We start from the raw sequence: 17,675 nt of genomic DNA on the forward strand, positions 1-17,675 counted from the left end.
TTGCTTCTCACACGGAATACGCTCACGCGAGAACGAATCGAACAGCCGCGGCAGAAATTCCATGCTCATATGTCAGCTTCTCCGGCGTGATATACTCTGCCAACCGAATCGCAAGTATTTTCAGGCTCGCGGCTCATTATATCGTACATCATATTCTATATTTGCATAATACTGTGCAAATTCGACTCATTTTGATTTACAACGTCGTTGCAGGGTGATATACTGAAATTACCATATAAGATGCGCCGGATTATGCTTTGAGGAGAATGCTATAATGACCATGAATGACCCGCTGCTCCGCACGGACAGCTATGCAAAAATCTTCCTGTATAACACCCATGAAACCGTCGCCTGTGTGCCGCGCCACACCATCCGCATGCGCGATAAAGTGCGCCCGGACAAGCTGCGCGAAGCCGTTGAGCAGGCACTGCTGCGCTTTCCGCACATGATGCTGACCGCCGAGCCGACCGAAACTGCGTTCCGCTATCGCCGAAACGTGCAGCCCGCCGTAGTGCTGCCGTTCGACGGCGTATCCACCCGCTACACCATCGGCTCCAAGGATACGAACGGATACTTATTTCTCGTCGGCTACCACGACAAGACCATCTATATGGAGTATCAGCACTCTATCTCGGATGGACGCGGATTCGAGGAGTTTATCCGCTGTGTACTGTTCCAGTACCTGAAAAACTGCGGTTTCCCGGTTGAGAATGACGGCTCTGTGCGCGGCATGGATACCCGCTGGTCTCCCGAGGAGAGCGCAAACGGCTACGAGCAGCTGGCAGACCGTGAATTTTCGCCGGATGGCATCTGGAAAAAGCCGGAGGCTGTTCATGCCCCCGAGGTACAGTGGGGCGCTGACGGCTCCGAGGTCGTCACCGAGGTGACATTCCCGTTTTCGCAGCTGCACGATTACGCAAAGTCCATCGGCGTCAGTCCGCTGTCTGTACTGGCTCCGCTGATGATGAAAGCGTTTGATGATAAGTTCGGCGGAACGGACAAGCCGGTTATCGCGGAGATTCCGGTCGATCTGCGTCCGCTGCTGCCGACGCTTACCACGCGGTATTTTATTTGCTTCATCGATCTGCCGTATTTTCCGGAATACCGCGATCTGCCGAATGACGAGGTGTTCCGGCGCACGAAGGCGTTTTTGAAGGATCAGATGCAGCGCGAACAGCTGCTCTATCGTGCAAAAGCCGCCGCAGACCGCTGTGAATCGCTGCATGAGGCAGATATGCCGCTCGCAGAGAAAATGCAGGCGGCACAGAAGGTCACGACTGATTTTGTGCTCGAGGACAGTTTCCTCATTACCAACGTCGGCCGGTTCGCCCTGCCGGAAAGCTGCCGTCCGTATGTACTCGATTACGGCGCAATCCTGCCGTGCGCCGTGCAGCCGTTTGCGCTGCTGATCTCGTCGTATGGAGATAAAATGAAACTGTCCGTTGCGCAGCGTGATCACGATATGCAGGTTGTCGAGGATTTGTGCGCCGGTCTGCGGCAGCTTGGCATCCAGCCGGAGACACTCAGCTATCCGTTTGTAGTAACACGGTATAACGGACTTGAGTGCGGGATGTAAGTTCAAAACTGTAATTTCAAAAGCAAAACGCTCAGCTATCGTTTGATAGCTGAGCGTTTTGCTTTATCCAAGCCGCGCGACTGTATACCCGACATACAGACCGGCACCGGTCACAAGTGCATTCTCGTCCACATCGAAGCCGCCGTTATGGTTGGTGATCATCGTGTGCGGAAAATCCTGATTGCCGGTGCGAGATACGCATACGCGCCCGGCTTATACAGCTCAAACTCGGCAAAATTGTCGCCGCTGAGCGACAGCTCACGGTCGGTGACAACGTGTCCTTCTCCGAGCAGCTCGTCCACGACCTGAGCAGCTTCCTCGCACACCTGCGGGTCATTGACGAGCGCAGCGGCAAAGTCCGTCCACTCGATTTCCGCCGTGCCGCCGTACAGCGCCGCAATGTTCTGCGCGGTCTCACTGACCTGTGAACGGACGCGGTCGCGGCTCTCCTGCGAAATGGTGCGCGTTGTGCCCTCCATTTCAGCAAATGCTGCCACGGCGTTGTAGGTCGTGCCCGCGTTCAGCTTGCCGATACCGATGATGACCGGCTCGGTCGGTGAAGTGCGGCGCGTAACCAGTCCCTGCACTGCCACAACAATCTGGCTGGCGATATACAGCGCATCCACGCCCATATGCGGCGTGGAAACATGCGTGGACTTACCGTGCACGCGAATGCGGAAATGATCGACTGCGGCGTTGTTGATGCCCGGTTTGAGTCCTACCGTGCCTGCCTCCAAATCATACGCGGTGTGCAGACCGAACACGCGCTCGGCACCATCCAGCACACCGGCTGCGACAAACGGCTTTGCGCCTTTTCCAATTTCCTCACCCGGCTGAAACACAAGACGAACCTTTCCGCGGAACGCGTCTCTGTTCTCCGACAGGATTTTCGCGGCACCCAGAAGGCAGGCCGCGTGCGCATCATGACCGCAGGCGTGCATGACGCCTGCATTCTCCGAACGGTATGCACACTCATGCGTCTCCTCAATGGGCAGCGCGTCGATATCCGCACGCAGAACCAGCACTTTTCCGTTGTCCTTTGCGCCCTTCAGCGTGCCGAGCACGCCGGTTACGCCTACGCGCGTGTGCGGAATGCCGAACTTGTCCAGTTCCTCCTCAATGCGCTGTGCCGTGCGGAATTCCTGCAGGCTCAGCTCCGGGTGCCGGTGAAATTCCCGACGGATGGATACGATGTAGTCCTTCGTTTCCGCTGCGGCTTTCTTTACATCCATGACGGCTTTTCCTCCTGTTTATCGGTGTTTCGGTTTGATCTTATCACGCAGACCTTCCAGACGGTTGAGTGCATCGAGCAGCGTCTCGTCCTTCTTGGCAAAATGCAGGCGAATCAGGTTGTTGACCGGCTCACGGAAAAAGCTCGATCCGGGAACCGCGCCTACGCCGACATAATGCGCCAGATCCTCGCAGAACGCAAGATCGCTCTCGTAGCCGAACTCGGCAATATCAAGCAGAACATAGTACGCGCCCTGCGGGTCGGTATGGGCGATTTTGAGATCGTCCAGACCCTTTAGGAACAGATCCTTTTTGTGCGTGTACTTGGCCTGCAGGTCGTCGTAGTAGTCCTGACCGAACTTCAGACCGGTAACAACGGCCTCCTGCAGCGGTGCTGCTGCGCCGACAGTCAGGAAGTCATGTACTTTTTTTGCACGGTCGATAATCTCCGGCGGGGCAATGATATAACCCAGTCGCCAGCCGGTAACCGAGTACGTCTTGGAGAGCGACGAGCACGACAGCGTGCGCTCCCACATGCCCGGCAGGGTGGCAAAATAGGTGTGCTTGTTCGGCGCGAATACGATGTGCTCATACACCTCGTCGGTGATAACGTAGGTATCGTACTTCTCCGCGAGAGACGCGATAATCTCCAGCTCCTCGCGGGTGAACACCTTGCCGCACGGATTGGACGGGTTGCACAGGATGATGGCCTCGGGTGCTGACGGAACGCGTCCTCAAGCACGTTCGCATCAAAGTGGAAATCCGGCGGCACGAGCGGCACATAGATAGGCTCTGCGCCGGACAGGATGGTGTCCGCGCCGTAGTTCTCGTAAAACGGGGAGAAAATGATGACTTTATCGCCCGGATTGGTGACTGTCATCATCGCAGCCATCATCGCCTCGGTGCTGCCGCAGGTCGTGACAATTTCGGTGTTCGGGTCGATTCTTCGGCCCATGAAATAGGTCTGCTTGGCGGCCAGCGCCTCACGGAAGTTCTGCGAACCCCAGGTAATGGAATACTGGTGGTAATCCTCGTAGGCCACCTGCGCCAGACGGTCGAGCAGCTCCTTCGGCGGCTCAAAGTCCGGGAAACCCTGCGACAGGTTTACCGCATCATACTGCATGGAAACGCGCGTCATACGGCGGATGACCGAATCGGTAAAGCCGGCGGTGCGCTCAGATAAGCTCTGCATGGTTATTTTCCTCCCACAATGTAAGATTTCTGGTCGTTCAGTGTATGTTTCGGGTCGAGAGCGTTCTTGATCGTGTTCATCACGGCAAGATTCTCCTCCGCAGTTTCCCGCAGGAAATACGGCCGCTTGGAAATGCCGATGCCGTGCTCACCCGATGCTACGCCACCGTAGGAATACGCCTTGGCGTAGGCCTGCTCCATGTTTTCGTGCAGCTCGCGCTCCCATGTCTGCTGGTCGCGGCCGTCACGCACCACGCACAGATGCACGTTGCCGTCACCCGCATGGCCGAACGCGATCATACGCACGCCTGAGGATGCTTCCAGCTCGTTGATGTAGCGAACGAAATCCGCCGTGTGGCTGATTGGCACCACGATGTCCACCGGCTCCTGCTCGGACACGGCCTCGACCGCCATGACGAGCGCACCGCGCACCTTCCAGATGTCCGCCGCCTGCTCGGCACTGCGGAGCACGATATAGTCGATGGCACCGTTGTCAAGCGCAAGGCGGCGCACGCGCTCGATATTCGCGTTGACCTCGCTCTCGTGACCGTCAAACGTCAGCAGAATGTACGAACCGGCATCCGGACGCGGATATTGCACGCCGGAAAAGCTCTCACCGAGGGCTACGACCTTGCGCTCCATGAACTCGACTGCGGTCGGGTTGGCATTCGCCTGCAGGATGGTCAGCACGCTGCGGATGCCCGTGCCGAGGTCAGCAAACGGAACGAGCACGCTCACCGTGGTCTCCGGCTTGGGAAGAAGGCGCAGCAGGCACTTGGTGATAACCGCCAGCGTGCCCTCCGAGCCGATGAGCAGGTGCTTGAGCGACAGTCCGCTCGCGTCCTTCACCTGCTTACCGCCGACTTTCAGCACCGTACCGTCCGCAAGGACAACCTCCAGCCCGCGCACATAGTCGCGTGTTACGCCGTACTTGACCGCACGCATACCGCCCGCGTTGGTGCTGATGTTGCCGCCGATGCTCGAGGCCTTTTCGCCCGGGTCGGGCGGGTAAAACAGACCGTGCTCCTCAACATAGGCCTGCAGATCTTTGAGCAGCATGCCCGGCTCGACGGTGACCGTCATCGTGTCGCGGTCCAGCTCGAGCACGCGGTTCATGCGGGATACATCCAGAATGATACCACCGAACAGCGGAATTGTCGAGCCCACCAGATTGGTTCCCGCGCCGCGCGGCGTGACCGGGATGGCGTTTTCGTTGGCGTACCGGAGCACGCCGCTGACCTCCTCGGTCGAGCGCGCGAACACAAGCGCGTCTGCCGTGCCTGTGCGGCGGCCGAGCGCATCGCTCAGGTATTCCGCCGGAATATTTTCTGCGAAAAGCAGACGGTCTTCATCCGAAATGATGTTCTGCAAAGCCTGTTTGCTTACTTCCATTGCTGTTTCCTCCTGCCGAAAATGCCGCCGGTGCTTTCCGGCGGCATTGGGAACGATTATGAATTACTTGTCTGCCAGCAGATCCTGATCCCAGCCTGCCTTGATGAAGTAGCCGCCGAACTGGTCGTTGAATACCTTCTCGGTCTCATCGGACTGGAACGCTGCTACGACCTTCTTGTAGGTCTCCAGCTTGTCCGCATCCTCGAGGTCAGCGGAACGCGCTGCGATCAGGTTCCAGTACTCCTCGATGTCCAGCTGGTCATCCTTGTAGATGGCGTCCTCAGTCTTAAGGCCGAAATCCAGTGCGTAGTTGCCGTTTACGACAGCTGCGGTAACGTCAGCCAGCGTGGACGGGATTACGTTAGCCTTCAGCTCCTCGATGGTGATCTTGGTGTTGTAGGTCTCGATGTCGTCGATGGTCGGGTTGAACTCTGCGCTGTCCTTCAGCTTGATCAGGCCCGCTGCTTCCAGAACCTTGAGTGCGCGGCCGCCGTTGGTTACATCGTCCGGAATGGCTACGGTGTCGCCGTCCTTAAGCTCATCAACCGACTTAACCTTGTCGGAGTACAGGTTCAGCGGGATGATAAAGGTGTTGCCGATATTCTCGATCTCGTAGCCGTAGTTGTCGATCTCGCTCTGCAGGTAAATACGGTGCTGGAAAGCGTTCAGATCGATCTCGCCGTTAGCGAGTGCGTTGTTCGGGGTAACGTAGTCCGAGAACTGTACGAACTCAAGGTCGATGCCCTCGTCAGCCAGCTTTTCCTTGGCCGGGGTCCACAGATCCTCGTAGATGCTGCCGACTACGCCGAGCTTTACGGTTACGGCATCGCCGGAATTGCTGTCGGATGCCTGTGCATTATCGGAAGCTGCGCTGCTCGAGCCGCCGCAAGCGGTCAGGGACAGGGCGAGGGTTGCTGCGGACAGGGACAGTGCGATGATTCTTTTGAGCTTCATTAGGATTACCTCCGTTTATGATGTGAACTTTTTAATTAACTGATGTTAGAGAGTGAGCGCCAGCTGATAATTCTCGCTCATGGTCTTGCAGGATGCGTTGAACTTCTCCTGCTCCTCCGGGGTGAGGTGCAGCTCAATGATCTCTGCGATGCCGTCGCGCCCCACGATAGCGGGCACGCTGGCGTACACATCGTGCTGACCGTATTTGCCGTCCAACAGAACAGAAACCGAAAGAACGCGGTTCTCGTTGTAGAAGATGGCGCGAACGACCTCTGCGGCAGAAGCGCCGATGCCGAACTCGGTGCACTGCTTGCCGCGCAGGATGGTCCAGCCGCCTTCACGGCCTGCGTCAGCAAGCGCATCCAGGTCGAGTTTGCCGAAGGTGTCCGGATACTCCTCGCGCCACTGGGAAAGCGGCTTGCCCGCGATGGTGACCGCCGACCATGCGACCATCTGGCTTTCGCCGTGCTCGCCGAGCGCGTAAGCGGTGATGGATTTCTGGTCAATGCCGATCTCCTGCGCAATCGCGCGGCGCAGTCTTGCGGAGTCCAGCGTAGTGCTGGTGGAGAAGATGCGCTCCGGCGCCCAGTTCAGCGTGTGCTGAATATAATGCGCGATAACGTCTGCCGGGTTCGAGATACTGATGATAATGCCGTCAAATCCGGATTCCCTGATAGATTTTGTTACATCCTTCAAAATGGCGATGGTCTGTCCCAGGGTGTCCATGCGGGTCTGATTGCCGGTCGGCAGCGGGCCTGCCGCAATGATCATGATCTGCGCGTCCTTCGCGTCACTGTAGTCACCCGCAGTGACCTTGGTGCGAACCGGAAGGTAATTGGTCGCATCGGTCAGGTCGAACGCCTGTGCGACTGCCTTGGCGTGATCGGAGTCAATGTAGACGATCTCGTCTGCCAGACTCTGCGAAATCAGTGCGTAGCGACATGGGAGCCGACATGTCCTGCACCGACGATAACAACTTTACGATTGGAAATACTCATGTCAGACACTCCTTAATGCGTGTTCTTCTTGACGACCTTGCCGCCAACGAACTCCATAATGCAAACAATGATGACGAGGACCAGAACAGTGACGTTGGTAACGTCCAGCATGTTGCGGTCGTGGCCGTAACGGATGGCGAAGTCGCCCAGACCGCCGGCACCGACGACACCGGCCATTGCGGTCAGGTTCAGCAGGCTGATCGCCGTGATGGTTGTGCCGCGCGCGATGGCGGCAACGCTTTCCTTCAGGTAAACGCGGAAAATAATCTCCAGCGGTGTGGAGCCCATCGAGAGCGCCGCTTCGATCAGACCCGGATCAAGCTCTGCGAGTGCGCTTTCCACCTGACGGGTGAAGAACGGCACCGCACCGAATACCAGCGGAACGATTGCACCCCGAACATAGATTGCCGTACCCATAATTGCACGGGAGACCGGCATTACCCACGTCAGCAGGATGATGAACGGGATGGAACGGAACAGGCTGACCAGCTTGTCCAGAATCTGATAGACGATTTTGTTTTCCAGAATGCCGCCCGGCTTGGTGACCGTGATCAGCACGCCCAGTGTCAGACCGAGCACGAACGAGATCGCACCCGACCAGACCACCATGAGCAGCGTGTCGCCGATGGCTGCATAGAAGTCCGGCAGCTTTGCCATCACGTTCGGAATGATGTTATTCAGAAACTCTTGCATCCTTGATGACCTCCACTCCTACGTTTTTCTCACTGAGATAAGCGATTGCCTGTGTGATTTGATCGCGGCTGCCGCTGATAATGGCTACCGTGCCGCCGATCGGTGCATTCTGCACGATGGCGATATCGGAAAAGATGATGTTGAGCACAATGTCGAATTTGCGCGATACCGTCGAGATGAGCGGCTCGGATACATTGCGCTGAATGTAGCTCAGGCGCACGATAAGCTCGCCCGGATTGAGCTTGACGACCGGCGAATCCTCCGCGATGAGGTCTTCGATCTTGCGGAGATTGGAGGTCGTGTGGATGAAGTTCTTGGTGATGTCCTCTCTCGGGTTGGCGAAAATGTTGAACACCTCGCCGGACTCGACCACCTTGCCGTGCTCCATAACGGCTACGCGGTGGCAGATCTCCTTGACGACCGCCATTTCGTGAGTGATGATAACGACTGTGATGCCGAGGGTTTCGTTCAGGTGCTTGAGCAGCTGCAGAATCGCCTTGGTGGTCTGCGGATCGAGTGCCGAGGTAGCCTCATCGCAGAGCAGCACATTCGGGTCGTTTGCCAGTGCGCGAGCGATTGCTACACGCTGTTTCTGACCGCCGGACAGCTGCTTGGGATACGCCTCCGCCTTATCGCCGATGCGACCAGATCAAGCAACCGCTGTACTTTTTCCTCGATCTGCTGTTTGGAAAGGCCGCTGCCGCGCAGCGGATACGCTACGTTGCCGGCTACGGTGCGCGAGGGCATCAGGTTGAAGTGCTGAAAGATCATGCCAATCTTCTTGCGGGCCTGCCGCAGCTCCTTTGCCGAGAGCGACAGCATATCCTGACCATCTACGATCACCTTGCCGGAGGTCGGCCGCTCGAGCAGATTGATGCAGCGCACCAACGTCGATTTACCCGCACCGGAAAAGCCGATCATACCGAAAATTTCGCCCTTGTCAATCGTCAGCGAAACATCCTGCACCGCATGAACGGTTCGCTTGCCGCTCACAAACTCCTTCGAGATATGTGACAATTTTATCAAGAAAATTCCTCCTTATTCCTCTTAAATGCGCAAAAAAAGCGGGAAGCTCGCAGCTCCCCGCTTCAGAAAATACAATGAATCCGCAAGAACGCGCAGCGTCAGGCAAGACGATTCAAAGTAATTTCGTATTCTGTCGGTCAGGCAGCATCTGAGCATAATACAGCATGTTCATACACATTCGACCCGACATTCGTGCGTTTACGATGAACATTTTGCTCGCTCCTTTCCGATCCCCTACTGGATTTGTTGGTTATAGAATAGCACAGCCAATCCCCAGTGTCAACCTCGGAATTGCAGGAATTTCATTTTCTGGAGGTTTTGCCAGTTTTGCACAAATAAAGCCAACGAAATCTATAGGATTTGACTGATATTTTCAGCAGTTTGCTGTAATTCAAGGCGGTCTTCTTAGCAGGCATATTGGGTGTTGTACTTTTTATCGGACTTTAACTGTTATATACTGTATATAACAATTCAATAGAAGGTGATCGCTATGGATAAAAAATTCTATGCACACACCCGTCCGATCAATGAAAACGGCGTTGAACGTACAGAATATCAGCTTCTCTCCGATCACGAGCGCGGTGTCGGCACGCTCTGCGGGCAGTTTGCCGAAGCATTCGGTGCACAAGCTGAAGGTCACGAGGCCGGTGTTCACCACGATGACGGCAAAGCAACTGCCGCATTTCAACATCGTCTTCTGGATAATGGTCCAAAGGTCGATCATGCAACCGCCGGTGCACGAAACATCATGTTGTCAAACAATCTGCTCTTAGCCGCTTGTGTCATGGGGCATCACAGCGGTTTGCCGGATTTAGGCAGCACAAATGACCCGGAAGGCACGCCCACCTTCACCGGCAGAATAAAAAAGTGGGGCACTCCCGCTATTCCGCCGCTCGACCCGGGTTACCCCATTCCGCCGGTACGCCTGCCGCAGCGTCCGGTCACCAAGCCGTCGCTTTCCGAGTCATTCCGCACGCGCATGCTGTACTCCTGTCTGGTGGATGCGGATTATCTGGACACCGAGCAGTTCATGCAGGGCGATATGCCGCGCGGCACCGGAGATTCACTCGAAACGCTGCTCACCCGCTTACAGGCCAGGCTAAATGAATGGGACAACCCGACTTCCGAGCTGAACAAGCTGCGTCAGCAGATCTTGCGGGCGTGCGTTTCCGCCGCAGCCAATCCCAAGGGCATTTACACGCTTACGGTTCCGACCGGCGGCGGCAAAACGACCAGTTCTCTCGCATTTGCGCTGCATCATGCCGTTGAGCACGGTATGAAACGTGTGATTTATGTTGTACCGTACACCTCCATCATCGAGCAGAATGCCGATGTTTTCCGCGGTATTTTAGGCGATGAGAACGTACTCGAGCATCACTCCGGTGTACAGTTCGAGAACGATGAGGAAAACGGCAATCCCGATCCCAAGGCACTGGCCGCCGAAAACTGGGACAGCCCGCTCGTTATCACAACCGCCGTTCAGTTTTTCGAGTCGATGTACGCTAACCGTTCCTCACAGTGCCGCAAGCTGCACAATCTGGCGAACAGCGTGATTATTTTCGATGAAGCGCAAATGCTTCCGCTGTGCCACCTGATGCCGTGCGTTGTAGCCATCGGCGCTCTGGTAGAGAAGTTCGGCGCAACTGCCGTGCTGTGTACGGCTACCCAGCCGGTACTCGGCGATTTGATTCAGCGATTCGCACCGTCGCATGCGGTTTCCGAGATTTGCCCGGAGATTCCGTTCTATTTTGACAAATTCCGCCGTGTGACATTCCGGCAGGTCGGTGTCCTCGAGGATGACGCACTCGCCGAATTACTGTGCGCACATGAGCAGGTCCTCTGCATCGTCAATTCCCGCAAAGCGGCGCAGTCCATTTTCTCGAAATTGCCGGAGGAAGGCCGTTTCCATCTGTCCACATTGATGGTTCCGGCACACCGCCGTACGGTGCTCGAGGAAATCCGACGCCGACTAAATGACAGTTTGCCCTGCCGTGTCGTATCGACTTCTCTTGTTGAAGCCGGTGTTGACATAGATTTCCCCGCCGTTTACCGCGAACTGGCAGGTCTGGATTCCATTCTGCAGGCCGCCGGACGCTGCAACCGCGAGGGCAAGCGTGCCGCAGAGAACAGCATTGTTACTATTTTCCGCCGCACGGAGAAGGCTCCGCCGCTGTTTGGACAAGCCATCGGCGCGACAAATATTGCGCTGGATAACAATGCCGATCCCGCTTCTCCGCAGACAATGGAAAACTATTTCCACGAACTGCGCAAGCTGAACGGTTCCGCGATTGATAAAATCGGCGTGATCGACGCATTTGAGCGTGGACGCGGCGGCTCTCTGTATCCGTTCCGCACAATTGCCGAGAATTTTCGCATGATCGACAACGACACACGCACAGTTTATATTCCGTGGAAGGACGGCTCTGAACTCATCGAGCGGCTTTGCGATGGTGCGTGCTCTAAAAAACTGTATCGGCAGCTTGGGCAGTACGCCGTGCAGGTGTATGATGCGCATTTTCAGGCACTGTACGACGCCGGTGCGCTTCAAACCGCCGATGAAACCAATGGTCTGGACGACCGCAGTGCTATTCTGTGCGATCTGTCACTGTATGATGAGAAAACCGGTCTGTCGCTCAAGGCAGACAGCGGTCAGGCGTTTTTCGGGTAATTTTTCGCGTAAAAAGGAAAACGGGAGAATGTGGTAACATTCTCCCGTGCTTCCTTAATTATCTCAAATTAGATTTCAATCCACGTCTAATGACGACAAATACACTATAACAGTTTCTGATTTATTTTGTCAAGTTTCTTTACCCTGCCTTATTATTTCATTTGCATAAATTTAATTATCTCATATTAGGAAATATTACTGTTGTAATCAACAGTGTAAAGCGATATAATGTAATCGTAGATAAGGGAGCTTGCTACCCTATCTATCCAACAAATCACACCGAAGCCCTGTCACATATTCCACTCTCTGTTGATACCAGGAAATATTTGGCAATGCTTCGTAAAGGAGGGAAATATACCAATGTCAATTCAAGTTGAAGTAAGCGGTCCATACGCTCTATTCAGCAGACCCGAAATGAAGACCGAACGCGTCAGCTATGACTGCATGACACCCTCGGCGGCACGCGGGTTGCTGGAAAGTATTTATTGGCACCCCGGTCTTCGCTGGATCATCGACCGCATTCATGTCTGTGCGCCGATCCACTTCACCAACATCCGCCGAAACGAGGTAAAGGACACCATTAACGCGCGTTCGGTCAAGGCGTGGATTGCAAAACCCAAGGGTGAGCTGTACCTCGCTGCGTCGGAAAGCATTCAGCAGCGTGCCGCAATGGTACTGCGTGATGTCCACTATGTCATTGAAGCGCACTTTGAAATGACCGACAAGGCTGCGCCGACTGACAATCCCGGCAAGTTTCAGGACATTATGAAACGCCGTCTGCGCCGCGGACAGTGCTACAGCATGCCCTACTTCGGCACACGGGAATTTCCGGTAAAGTTTGAGCTTTGTGAACAACTTCCGCCTTGTCCGGAGGAACTGCTCGGTGAACACGATCTCGGCTGGATGCTGCTCGACATGGATTACAGCGATCCCGCCAATATCACACCGATGTTCTTCCGCGCCAAGCTGGTAGACGGTGTCATAGAGGTCCCCCCGATTCACAGTGCGGAGGTGGTCAAATGATTTTGCAGGCGCTGACGCAATATTATGATGCCCTCAATGCCCGCGGTGAAATTGATGCGCCCGGCTGGGGCAGACCGAAAATCAGTTATGCGCTCCAGCTGCGGGAAAACGGTGAACTCGCCCAGGTTATTCCGCTGCTGCACGAAGCAGAGGCAGGCAAAAAGAAAGTGCTCCGTCCGCGTGAGGATATTCGTCTGCCGGCGGCAGTCAAGCGTTCTTCCGGTGTCACGTCCAACTTTATGTGGGATAATTCGGCATATCTGCTTGGCGTAGACGCAAAAGGCAAACCGGAGCGCAGTCTGCAATGCTTTCACGCCGCCGCCGAGCTGCACCGCAAGCTGTTAGACAATGTGGACTCTCCTGCCGCACACGCAATTCTCTCCTTCTTTGATACATGGCAGCCTGCCGAAGCTGCACAGCACCCTGCTCTTGTCGATGATTACGACAAACTCATTGCCGGTGCCAATCTGGTATTTTATGTGAATGGGCAGTATCCGGCAGATGATCCGGTCATCTGCGCTGCATGGCAGGCACATTACGACGGTGACTCCGATGCACCCAAACAGCAATGTCTTGTCACCGGCGAACTGGATGAGATTGCCGCCGTTCATCCTGCCATCAAGGGTGTGCGTGATGCGCAGTCCAGCGGCGCCGCACTTGTGTCGTTCAACGCCCCCGCCTTCTGTTCCTACGGTCACGAGCAGAACTACAACGCACCTGTTGGTAAGCACGCTGCATTTGCTTATACGACGGCTCTCAATCACCTGCTGGCTGACCGCGAGCATACGCAGTACATCGGTGACACCACCGTCGTTTGCTGGGCGGAGACTGCAGAACCGCAGTATACTGATTTTTTCAGCTGCCTTATGGGCAATAACACGCAAAGCTGGTCGGATAATGACTTATCCGCTGCGCTCAAACACCTTGCAAACAGCGAACCGTGTCAGGAATTAAATCTTGATCCTGAACGTGCGTTCTACATTCTCGGTCTGGCACCGAATGCCGCGCGTCTGAGTGTGCGATTCTTCTATAAAAACACGTTTGGTGAATTGATGAAGAACGTCAACGCGCACTATGAACGTCTGAAAATCAAGCGTCCGGCGAAGGCGCCGACCGGATTCCTGCCGCTGTGGCAGCTGCTTGCCGAAACCGTCAACCAGAGTGCCCGCGACAAAAAGCCGAGTCCGGTTATGTCCGGTGCGACTGCCCGCGCCGTCTGGAACAATGACCGCTATCCGGCTGCACTGCTGAACGGTGTTATGCTCCGTATCCGCGCAGATTCTGAGATAAACTGGCGGCGTGCCGCAATTATCAAGGCATATTACCTAAAAAACAAGGACAAGGACTGTCCCGAGGAGGTTTTAACTGTGAGCCTGAATGAATCCAGCACCAATATTCCCTATACGCTCGGACGGCTGTTCTCGATATACGAAGCCGTACAGCAGGCAGCAAATCCGGGCATCAACACCACTATCAAGGATAAATACTTCAACTCCGCTTCGTCTATCCCCGCGACTATCTTCCCTATTCTTGACAAGCTCTGTCAGAAACATCTGCGTAAGCTGCGAATCGATCAGCAAATTTATTTTAATAAGCAAATCGGCCAGATCATGGATATTCTGCACGAAGAGTATCCCGCTCGGCTGAACCTGCCGCAGCAAGGCTCATTTGACCTCGGTTACTACCATCAGACGCAGAAGCGTTACACTAAAAAGGAGGACAAGTAAATGGAACCCATCAAAAACCGCTATGAATTTGTAATCTTTTTCGACGTGGAAAACGGCAATCCGAACGGCGATCCGGATGCGGGCAACATGCCGCGTATCGACCCGGAAACCGGCTACGGTCTGGTGACCGATGTATGCCTCAAGCGCAAAATCCGCAACTATGTGGAAATGGCCAAGGAAGGCGAATCCGGCTACCGCATTTACGTCAAGGACGGTGTACCGCTCAACCGCAGCGATGCAGAAGCCTGCGCTTATGTCGGTATAGCGCCGGACAAGCTCAAGGATGCAAAGAAGAAGGACGACCAGCTGGACAGCAAGCTGCGCGACTTTATGTGCCAGAATTTCTACGATATTCGCACATTCGGTGCGGTTATGACCACCTTTGTCAAGGGTGCACTCAACTGCGGACAGGTGCGCGGTCCGGTGCAGCTTGGCTTTGCCCGCAGTGTGGATCCTATTGTTCCGCAGGAAGTCACGATCACCCGTGTTGCCATCACCACCGAGGCTGACGCGGAGAAAAAGGGCACCGAAATGGGCCGCAAGTACATCGTGCCTTACGGTCTGTACCGTGCGGAAGGCTATGTTTCCGCAAATCTCGCCCGCAAGACGACCGGATTCTCGGAGGCTGACCTTGAACTGCTGTGGACGGCAATCATCAACATGTTCGAGAACGACCATTCGGCTGCTCGCGGCAAGATGGCTGTACGCCAGCTTATTGTGTTCAAGCATGATTCCGAGCTTGGCAACGCACCCTCGCACAAGCTGTTTGATCTGGTTCATGCCGAGCACAACGAAGACGTGATTGCGCCGCGTACGTACACGGACTACACCATCACGGTTGACGAAGCCAACCTGCCGGCCGGCGTGACCTGCAAGGTACTGGGGTAATCTACGCCGAGGAGGACTTCCTCCAGCTCTCCGGTTTGCAGCATTTCGCATTCTGCCGTCGGCAATGGGCGCTCATCCATGTGGAGCACCAGTGGGCGGAGAATTACCGCACGGTGGACGGCTCGATTCTGCACGAGAAAGCGCACGGCGGCGGCACAGAAAGCCGCGGCGACCTGCTGATTGTTCGTGCCATGCGCATCCATTCGACGGTGCTTGGCGTGTCCGGTGAATGCGATGTGGTGGAATTTCATCGCTCGGAAAACGGCGTTGCCCTGCAGGGACGAGACGGACTGTGGATGCCGTTTCCGGTCGAATACAAGCGCGGCAAGCCCAAGCCGCACGACGCGGACGAGCTGCAGCTGTGCGCTCAGGCGATGTGCCTTGAGGAAATGCTATGCTGTCAGATTTCCGACGGTGCGCTGTTCTACGGTGAACCGCGCCGACGGACGCCTGTCGAATTTACAGACGAACTGCGGCAGCGTGTGCGCGACAGCCTTGCCGAAATGCACGACTATCTGCGGCGCGGCTGCACGCCTAAGGTAAAACCGCAGAAAGGCTGCTCGGCCTGCTCGCTCAAGGAATTGTGTTTGCCCGAGCTGATGAAGGCGAAACCTGTCTCCGGCTACTTGAAAGGAGCGATGGAGGAATGAAAAAGCTGCTTAACACGCTGTTTGTCACCTCCGAGGACGCCTATCTGACACTCGATGGCGAAAATGTTGTCGTCAACCGCGAGAAGCAGGTAACGGCTCGATTTCCGCTCCATGCCCTCGCCGGAATTATCAGCTTCAGCTATGCAGGCGCGTCTCCGGCGCTCATGGGCGCGTGCGCAAAACGCGATGTGAGTCTGTCATTCTGTACGCCGAGAGGGCGATTCCTGGCACGAACCTGCGGCGTGAGCAACGGTAATGTACTGCTTCGACGCACACAGTACCGCACGGCGGATGACCCACCACAAGCCTGCCGTATTGCCCGCATGATGGTGTTCGGCAAGATTTACAACGCGCGCTGGAGCATCGAGCGCACCTGCCGCGACCATGCCATGCGCGTGGACACGGAAACGCTCAAAGCCGCCTCCGCCAAGCTGAAAGCGCTGCTGCCGCAGGTGCAGGCAGAGACTGATTCAGGCTCTCTGCGCGGACTGGAAGGCGCAGGTGCGGCCATCTATTTCGATGTATTCGACCGGTTGATTCTCAACCACAAAGACGTGTTTTCGTTCACCGGACGCTCGCGCCGTCCGCCGCTCGACCCGTGCAACGCACTGCTGTCGTTCGCCTATTCCCTGCTGGCGAACGACTGCGCCGCTGCGTTGGAAGCCGTCGGACTGGACAGCTATGTCGGTTTTCTGCACACCGACGTCCGGGCCGGCAGTCTCTTGCCGCCGATTTGATGGAAGAACTGCGGCCGTGCTTTGCAGACCGTTTTGTGCTTTCGGCTGTCAATCTCGGCAGGTTTTCCGCGAAGGATTTTGAAGCGCAGGAGAACGGTGCGGTTTATCTCTCAGAGAACGCCCGCAAAACCTTTTTACAGGGCTGGCAGGAGAAAAAGCGCGAGGAAATTCGTCACCCGTACCTTGAGGAAAAGCTGTCTTGGGGTATGGTGCCCTACGCGCAGGCACTGCTGCTGGCGCGCTATTTGCGCGGCGATCTGGACGATTATCCACCGTTTTTGTGGAAATGAGGTGTCGAATATGCTGGTTGTGATTACTTACGATGTCAACACCGAAACAGCCGCCGGGCGCAAACGCCTGCGGCAGATTGCCAGGCAGTGCGTCAATTATGGACAGCGTGTGCAGAATTCCGTGTTTGAATGCCTGATTGACGCGGCTCAGTGCCGTATGCTGCAACAGAAGCTGTGCACCATTATGGATGATGAACTGGACAGTCTGCGATTTTACTATCTCGGCAACAAATATGAAAATAAGATTGAGCATTTTGGTGCGAAACGCGGCTATGAGCCGGAAGGCGTGCTTATGGTGTAAGGCGGTGCGAAGTGCAAGCAAACCGAAAAGCGTCGGCGCTTCGCACCGTAATTTCCGATAGATTATATACAATAGTTTTATCGAATGTCAAATTTGCAATTGTGTTTTGCACGAATCTATGCAAAACTGTTATTGTAATTGTTTATTTTGTAAAAATCATTTGGGATAGTCTTGGTGATTTTTGCTGTCGCTCCCTTCGCGGGAGCGTGGATTGAAATTTTTTCTACTAGCTTGACGGCAGCTACAGCGTCAACGTCGCTCCCTTCGCGGGAGCGTGGATTGAAATTTGATGAGCAGACCGGGTTTCTTGGTGTTCTCGATGTCGCTCTCT

At 55.3% G+C, this 17,675-nt stretch carries 12 protein-coding genes and 3 pseudogenes; 8 read left to right on the top strand and 7 right to left on the bottom strand.

Annotated elements, in window-relative coordinates:
* Nucleotides 1-274 precede the first annotated feature (274 nt).
* On the top strand, nucleotides 275-1,576 hold the full coding sequence (locus tag DXB00_RS10165) for a hypothetical protein (protein ID WP_110435567.1): 1,302 nt from the start codon (nucleotides 275-277) through the stop codon (nucleotides 1,574-1,576).
* A 158-nt stretch (nucleotides 1,577-1,734) separates the two neighbouring features.
* Here the strand turns inward: DXB00_RS10165 and DXB00_RS10170 are convergent, their stop codons facing one another.
* The 7 genes and pseudogenes from DXB00_RS10170 to DXB00_RS10200 form a co-directional block, all read right to left on the bottom strand.
* Nucleotides 1,735-2,808 carry a M20 metallopeptidase family protein gene (locus DXB00_RS10170; protein WP_243107200.1) on the bottom strand — a complete coding sequence of 358 codons (1,074 nt, stop codon included), beginning with the start codon at nucleotides 2,806-2,808 and terminating at the stop codon, nucleotides 1,735-1,737.
* Nucleotides 2,809-2,826: 18 nt separating this feature from the next.
* Nucleotides 2,827-3,998, bottom strand: a pseudogene (locus tag DXB00_RS10175) (pyridoxal phosphate-dependent aminotransferase).
* Nucleotides 3,999-4,000: 2 nt separating this feature from the next.
* Complete coding sequence (locus DXB00_RS10180; RefSeq protein ID WP_118730153.1) at nucleotides 4,001-5,389, bottom strand: FAD-binding oxidoreductase; 1,389 nt, start codon at nucleotides 5,387-5,389, stop codon at nucleotides 4,001-4,003.
* 63 nt (nucleotides 5,390-5,452) lie between these two features.
* Nucleotides 5,453-6,343: a MetQ/NlpA family ABC transporter substrate-binding protein gene (locus tag DXB00_RS10185; RefSeq protein ID WP_116705218.1), complete on the bottom strand. Its 891-nt coding sequence runs from the start codon at nucleotides 6,341-6,343 to the stop codon at nucleotides 5,453-5,455.
* 45 nt (nucleotides 6,344-6,388) lie between these two features.
* Complete coding sequence (locus tag DXB00_RS10190) at nucleotides 6,389-7,273, bottom strand: L-lactate dehydrogenase (protein WP_330427928.1); 885 nt, start codon at nucleotides 7,271-7,273, stop codon at nucleotides 6,389-6,391.
* Between the two features lie 80 nt (nucleotides 7,274-7,353).
* The gene (locus tag DXB00_RS10195; protein ID WP_118285836.1) at nucleotides 7,354-8,034 is read right to left on the bottom strand and encodes a methionine ABC transporter permease; all 681 of its coding nucleotides are present in this window, start codon (nucleotides 8,032-8,034) and stop codon (nucleotides 7,354-7,356) included.
* Nucleotides 8,015-9,060 (bottom strand): annotated as a pseudogene (locus tag DXB00_RS10200) (methionine ABC transporter ATP-binding protein). The gene DXB00_RS10195 and the pseudogene DXB00_RS10200 overlap by 20 nt, the downstream one beginning before the upstream one ends.
* 490 nt (nucleotides 9,061-9,550) lie before the next feature.
* Between DXB00_RS10200 and cas3 the strand changes: the two are divergent.
* From cas3 to cas2, 7 genes and pseudogenes are all read left to right on the top strand, one after another.
* Entirely contained in the window at nucleotides 9,551-11,728 is a 2,178-nt protein-coding gene (gene cas3 / locus DXB00_RS10205; protein WP_118730150.1) for a CRISPR-associated helicase Cas3', read from the top strand.
* A gap of 360 nt (nucleotides 11,729-12,088) precedes the next feature.
* A complete protein-coding gene (gene cas5c / locus DXB00_RS10210) occupies nucleotides 12,089-12,751 on the top strand; it encodes a type I-C CRISPR-associated protein Cas5c (RefSeq protein WP_118730149.1) in 663 nt (220 codons plus the stop codon).
* On the top strand, nucleotides 12,748-14,478 hold the full coding sequence (gene cas8c / locus DXB00_RS10215) for a type I-C CRISPR-associated protein Cas8c/Csd1 (protein ID WP_118730148.1): 1,731 nt from the start codon (nucleotides 12,748-12,750) through the stop codon (nucleotides 14,476-14,478). The genes cas5c and cas8c overlap by 4 nt, the downstream gene beginning before the upstream one ends.
* On the top strand, nucleotides 14,479-15,366 hold the full coding sequence (gene cas7c, locus DXB00_RS10220) for a type I-C CRISPR-associated protein Cas7/Csd2 (RefSeq protein WP_119214855.1): 888 nt from the start codon (nucleotides 14,479-14,481) through the stop codon (nucleotides 15,364-15,366).
* Between the two features lie 35 nt (nucleotides 15,367-15,401).
* The gene (gene cas4, locus DXB00_RS10225; RefSeq protein ID WP_243107201.1) at nucleotides 15,402-16,016 is read left to right on the top strand and encodes a CRISPR-associated protein Cas4; all 615 of its coding nucleotides are present in this window, start codon (nucleotides 15,402-15,404) and stop codon (nucleotides 16,014-16,016) included.
* Nucleotides 16,013-17,043, top strand: a pseudogene (gene cas1c / locus DXB00_RS10230) (type I-C CRISPR-associated endonuclease Cas1c). Before cas4 ends, cas1c begins: the two are co-directional and overlap by 4 nt.
* Nucleotides 17,044-17,053: 10 nt before the next feature.
* Complete coding sequence (gene cas2, locus DXB00_RS10235; RefSeq protein WP_117751873.1) at nucleotides 17,054-17,344, top strand: CRISPR-associated endonuclease Cas2; 291 nt, start codon at nucleotides 17,054-17,056, stop codon at nucleotides 17,342-17,344.
* The last annotated feature ends 331 nt before the right edge of the window (nucleotides 17,345-17,675 follow it).

The organism is Butyricicoccus sp. OF10-2 (assembly GCF_003481925.1).
Taxonomy (GTDB): domain Bacteria; phylum Bacillota; class Clostridia; order Oscillospirales; family Butyricicoccaceae; genus Agathobaculum; species Agathobaculum butyriciproducens.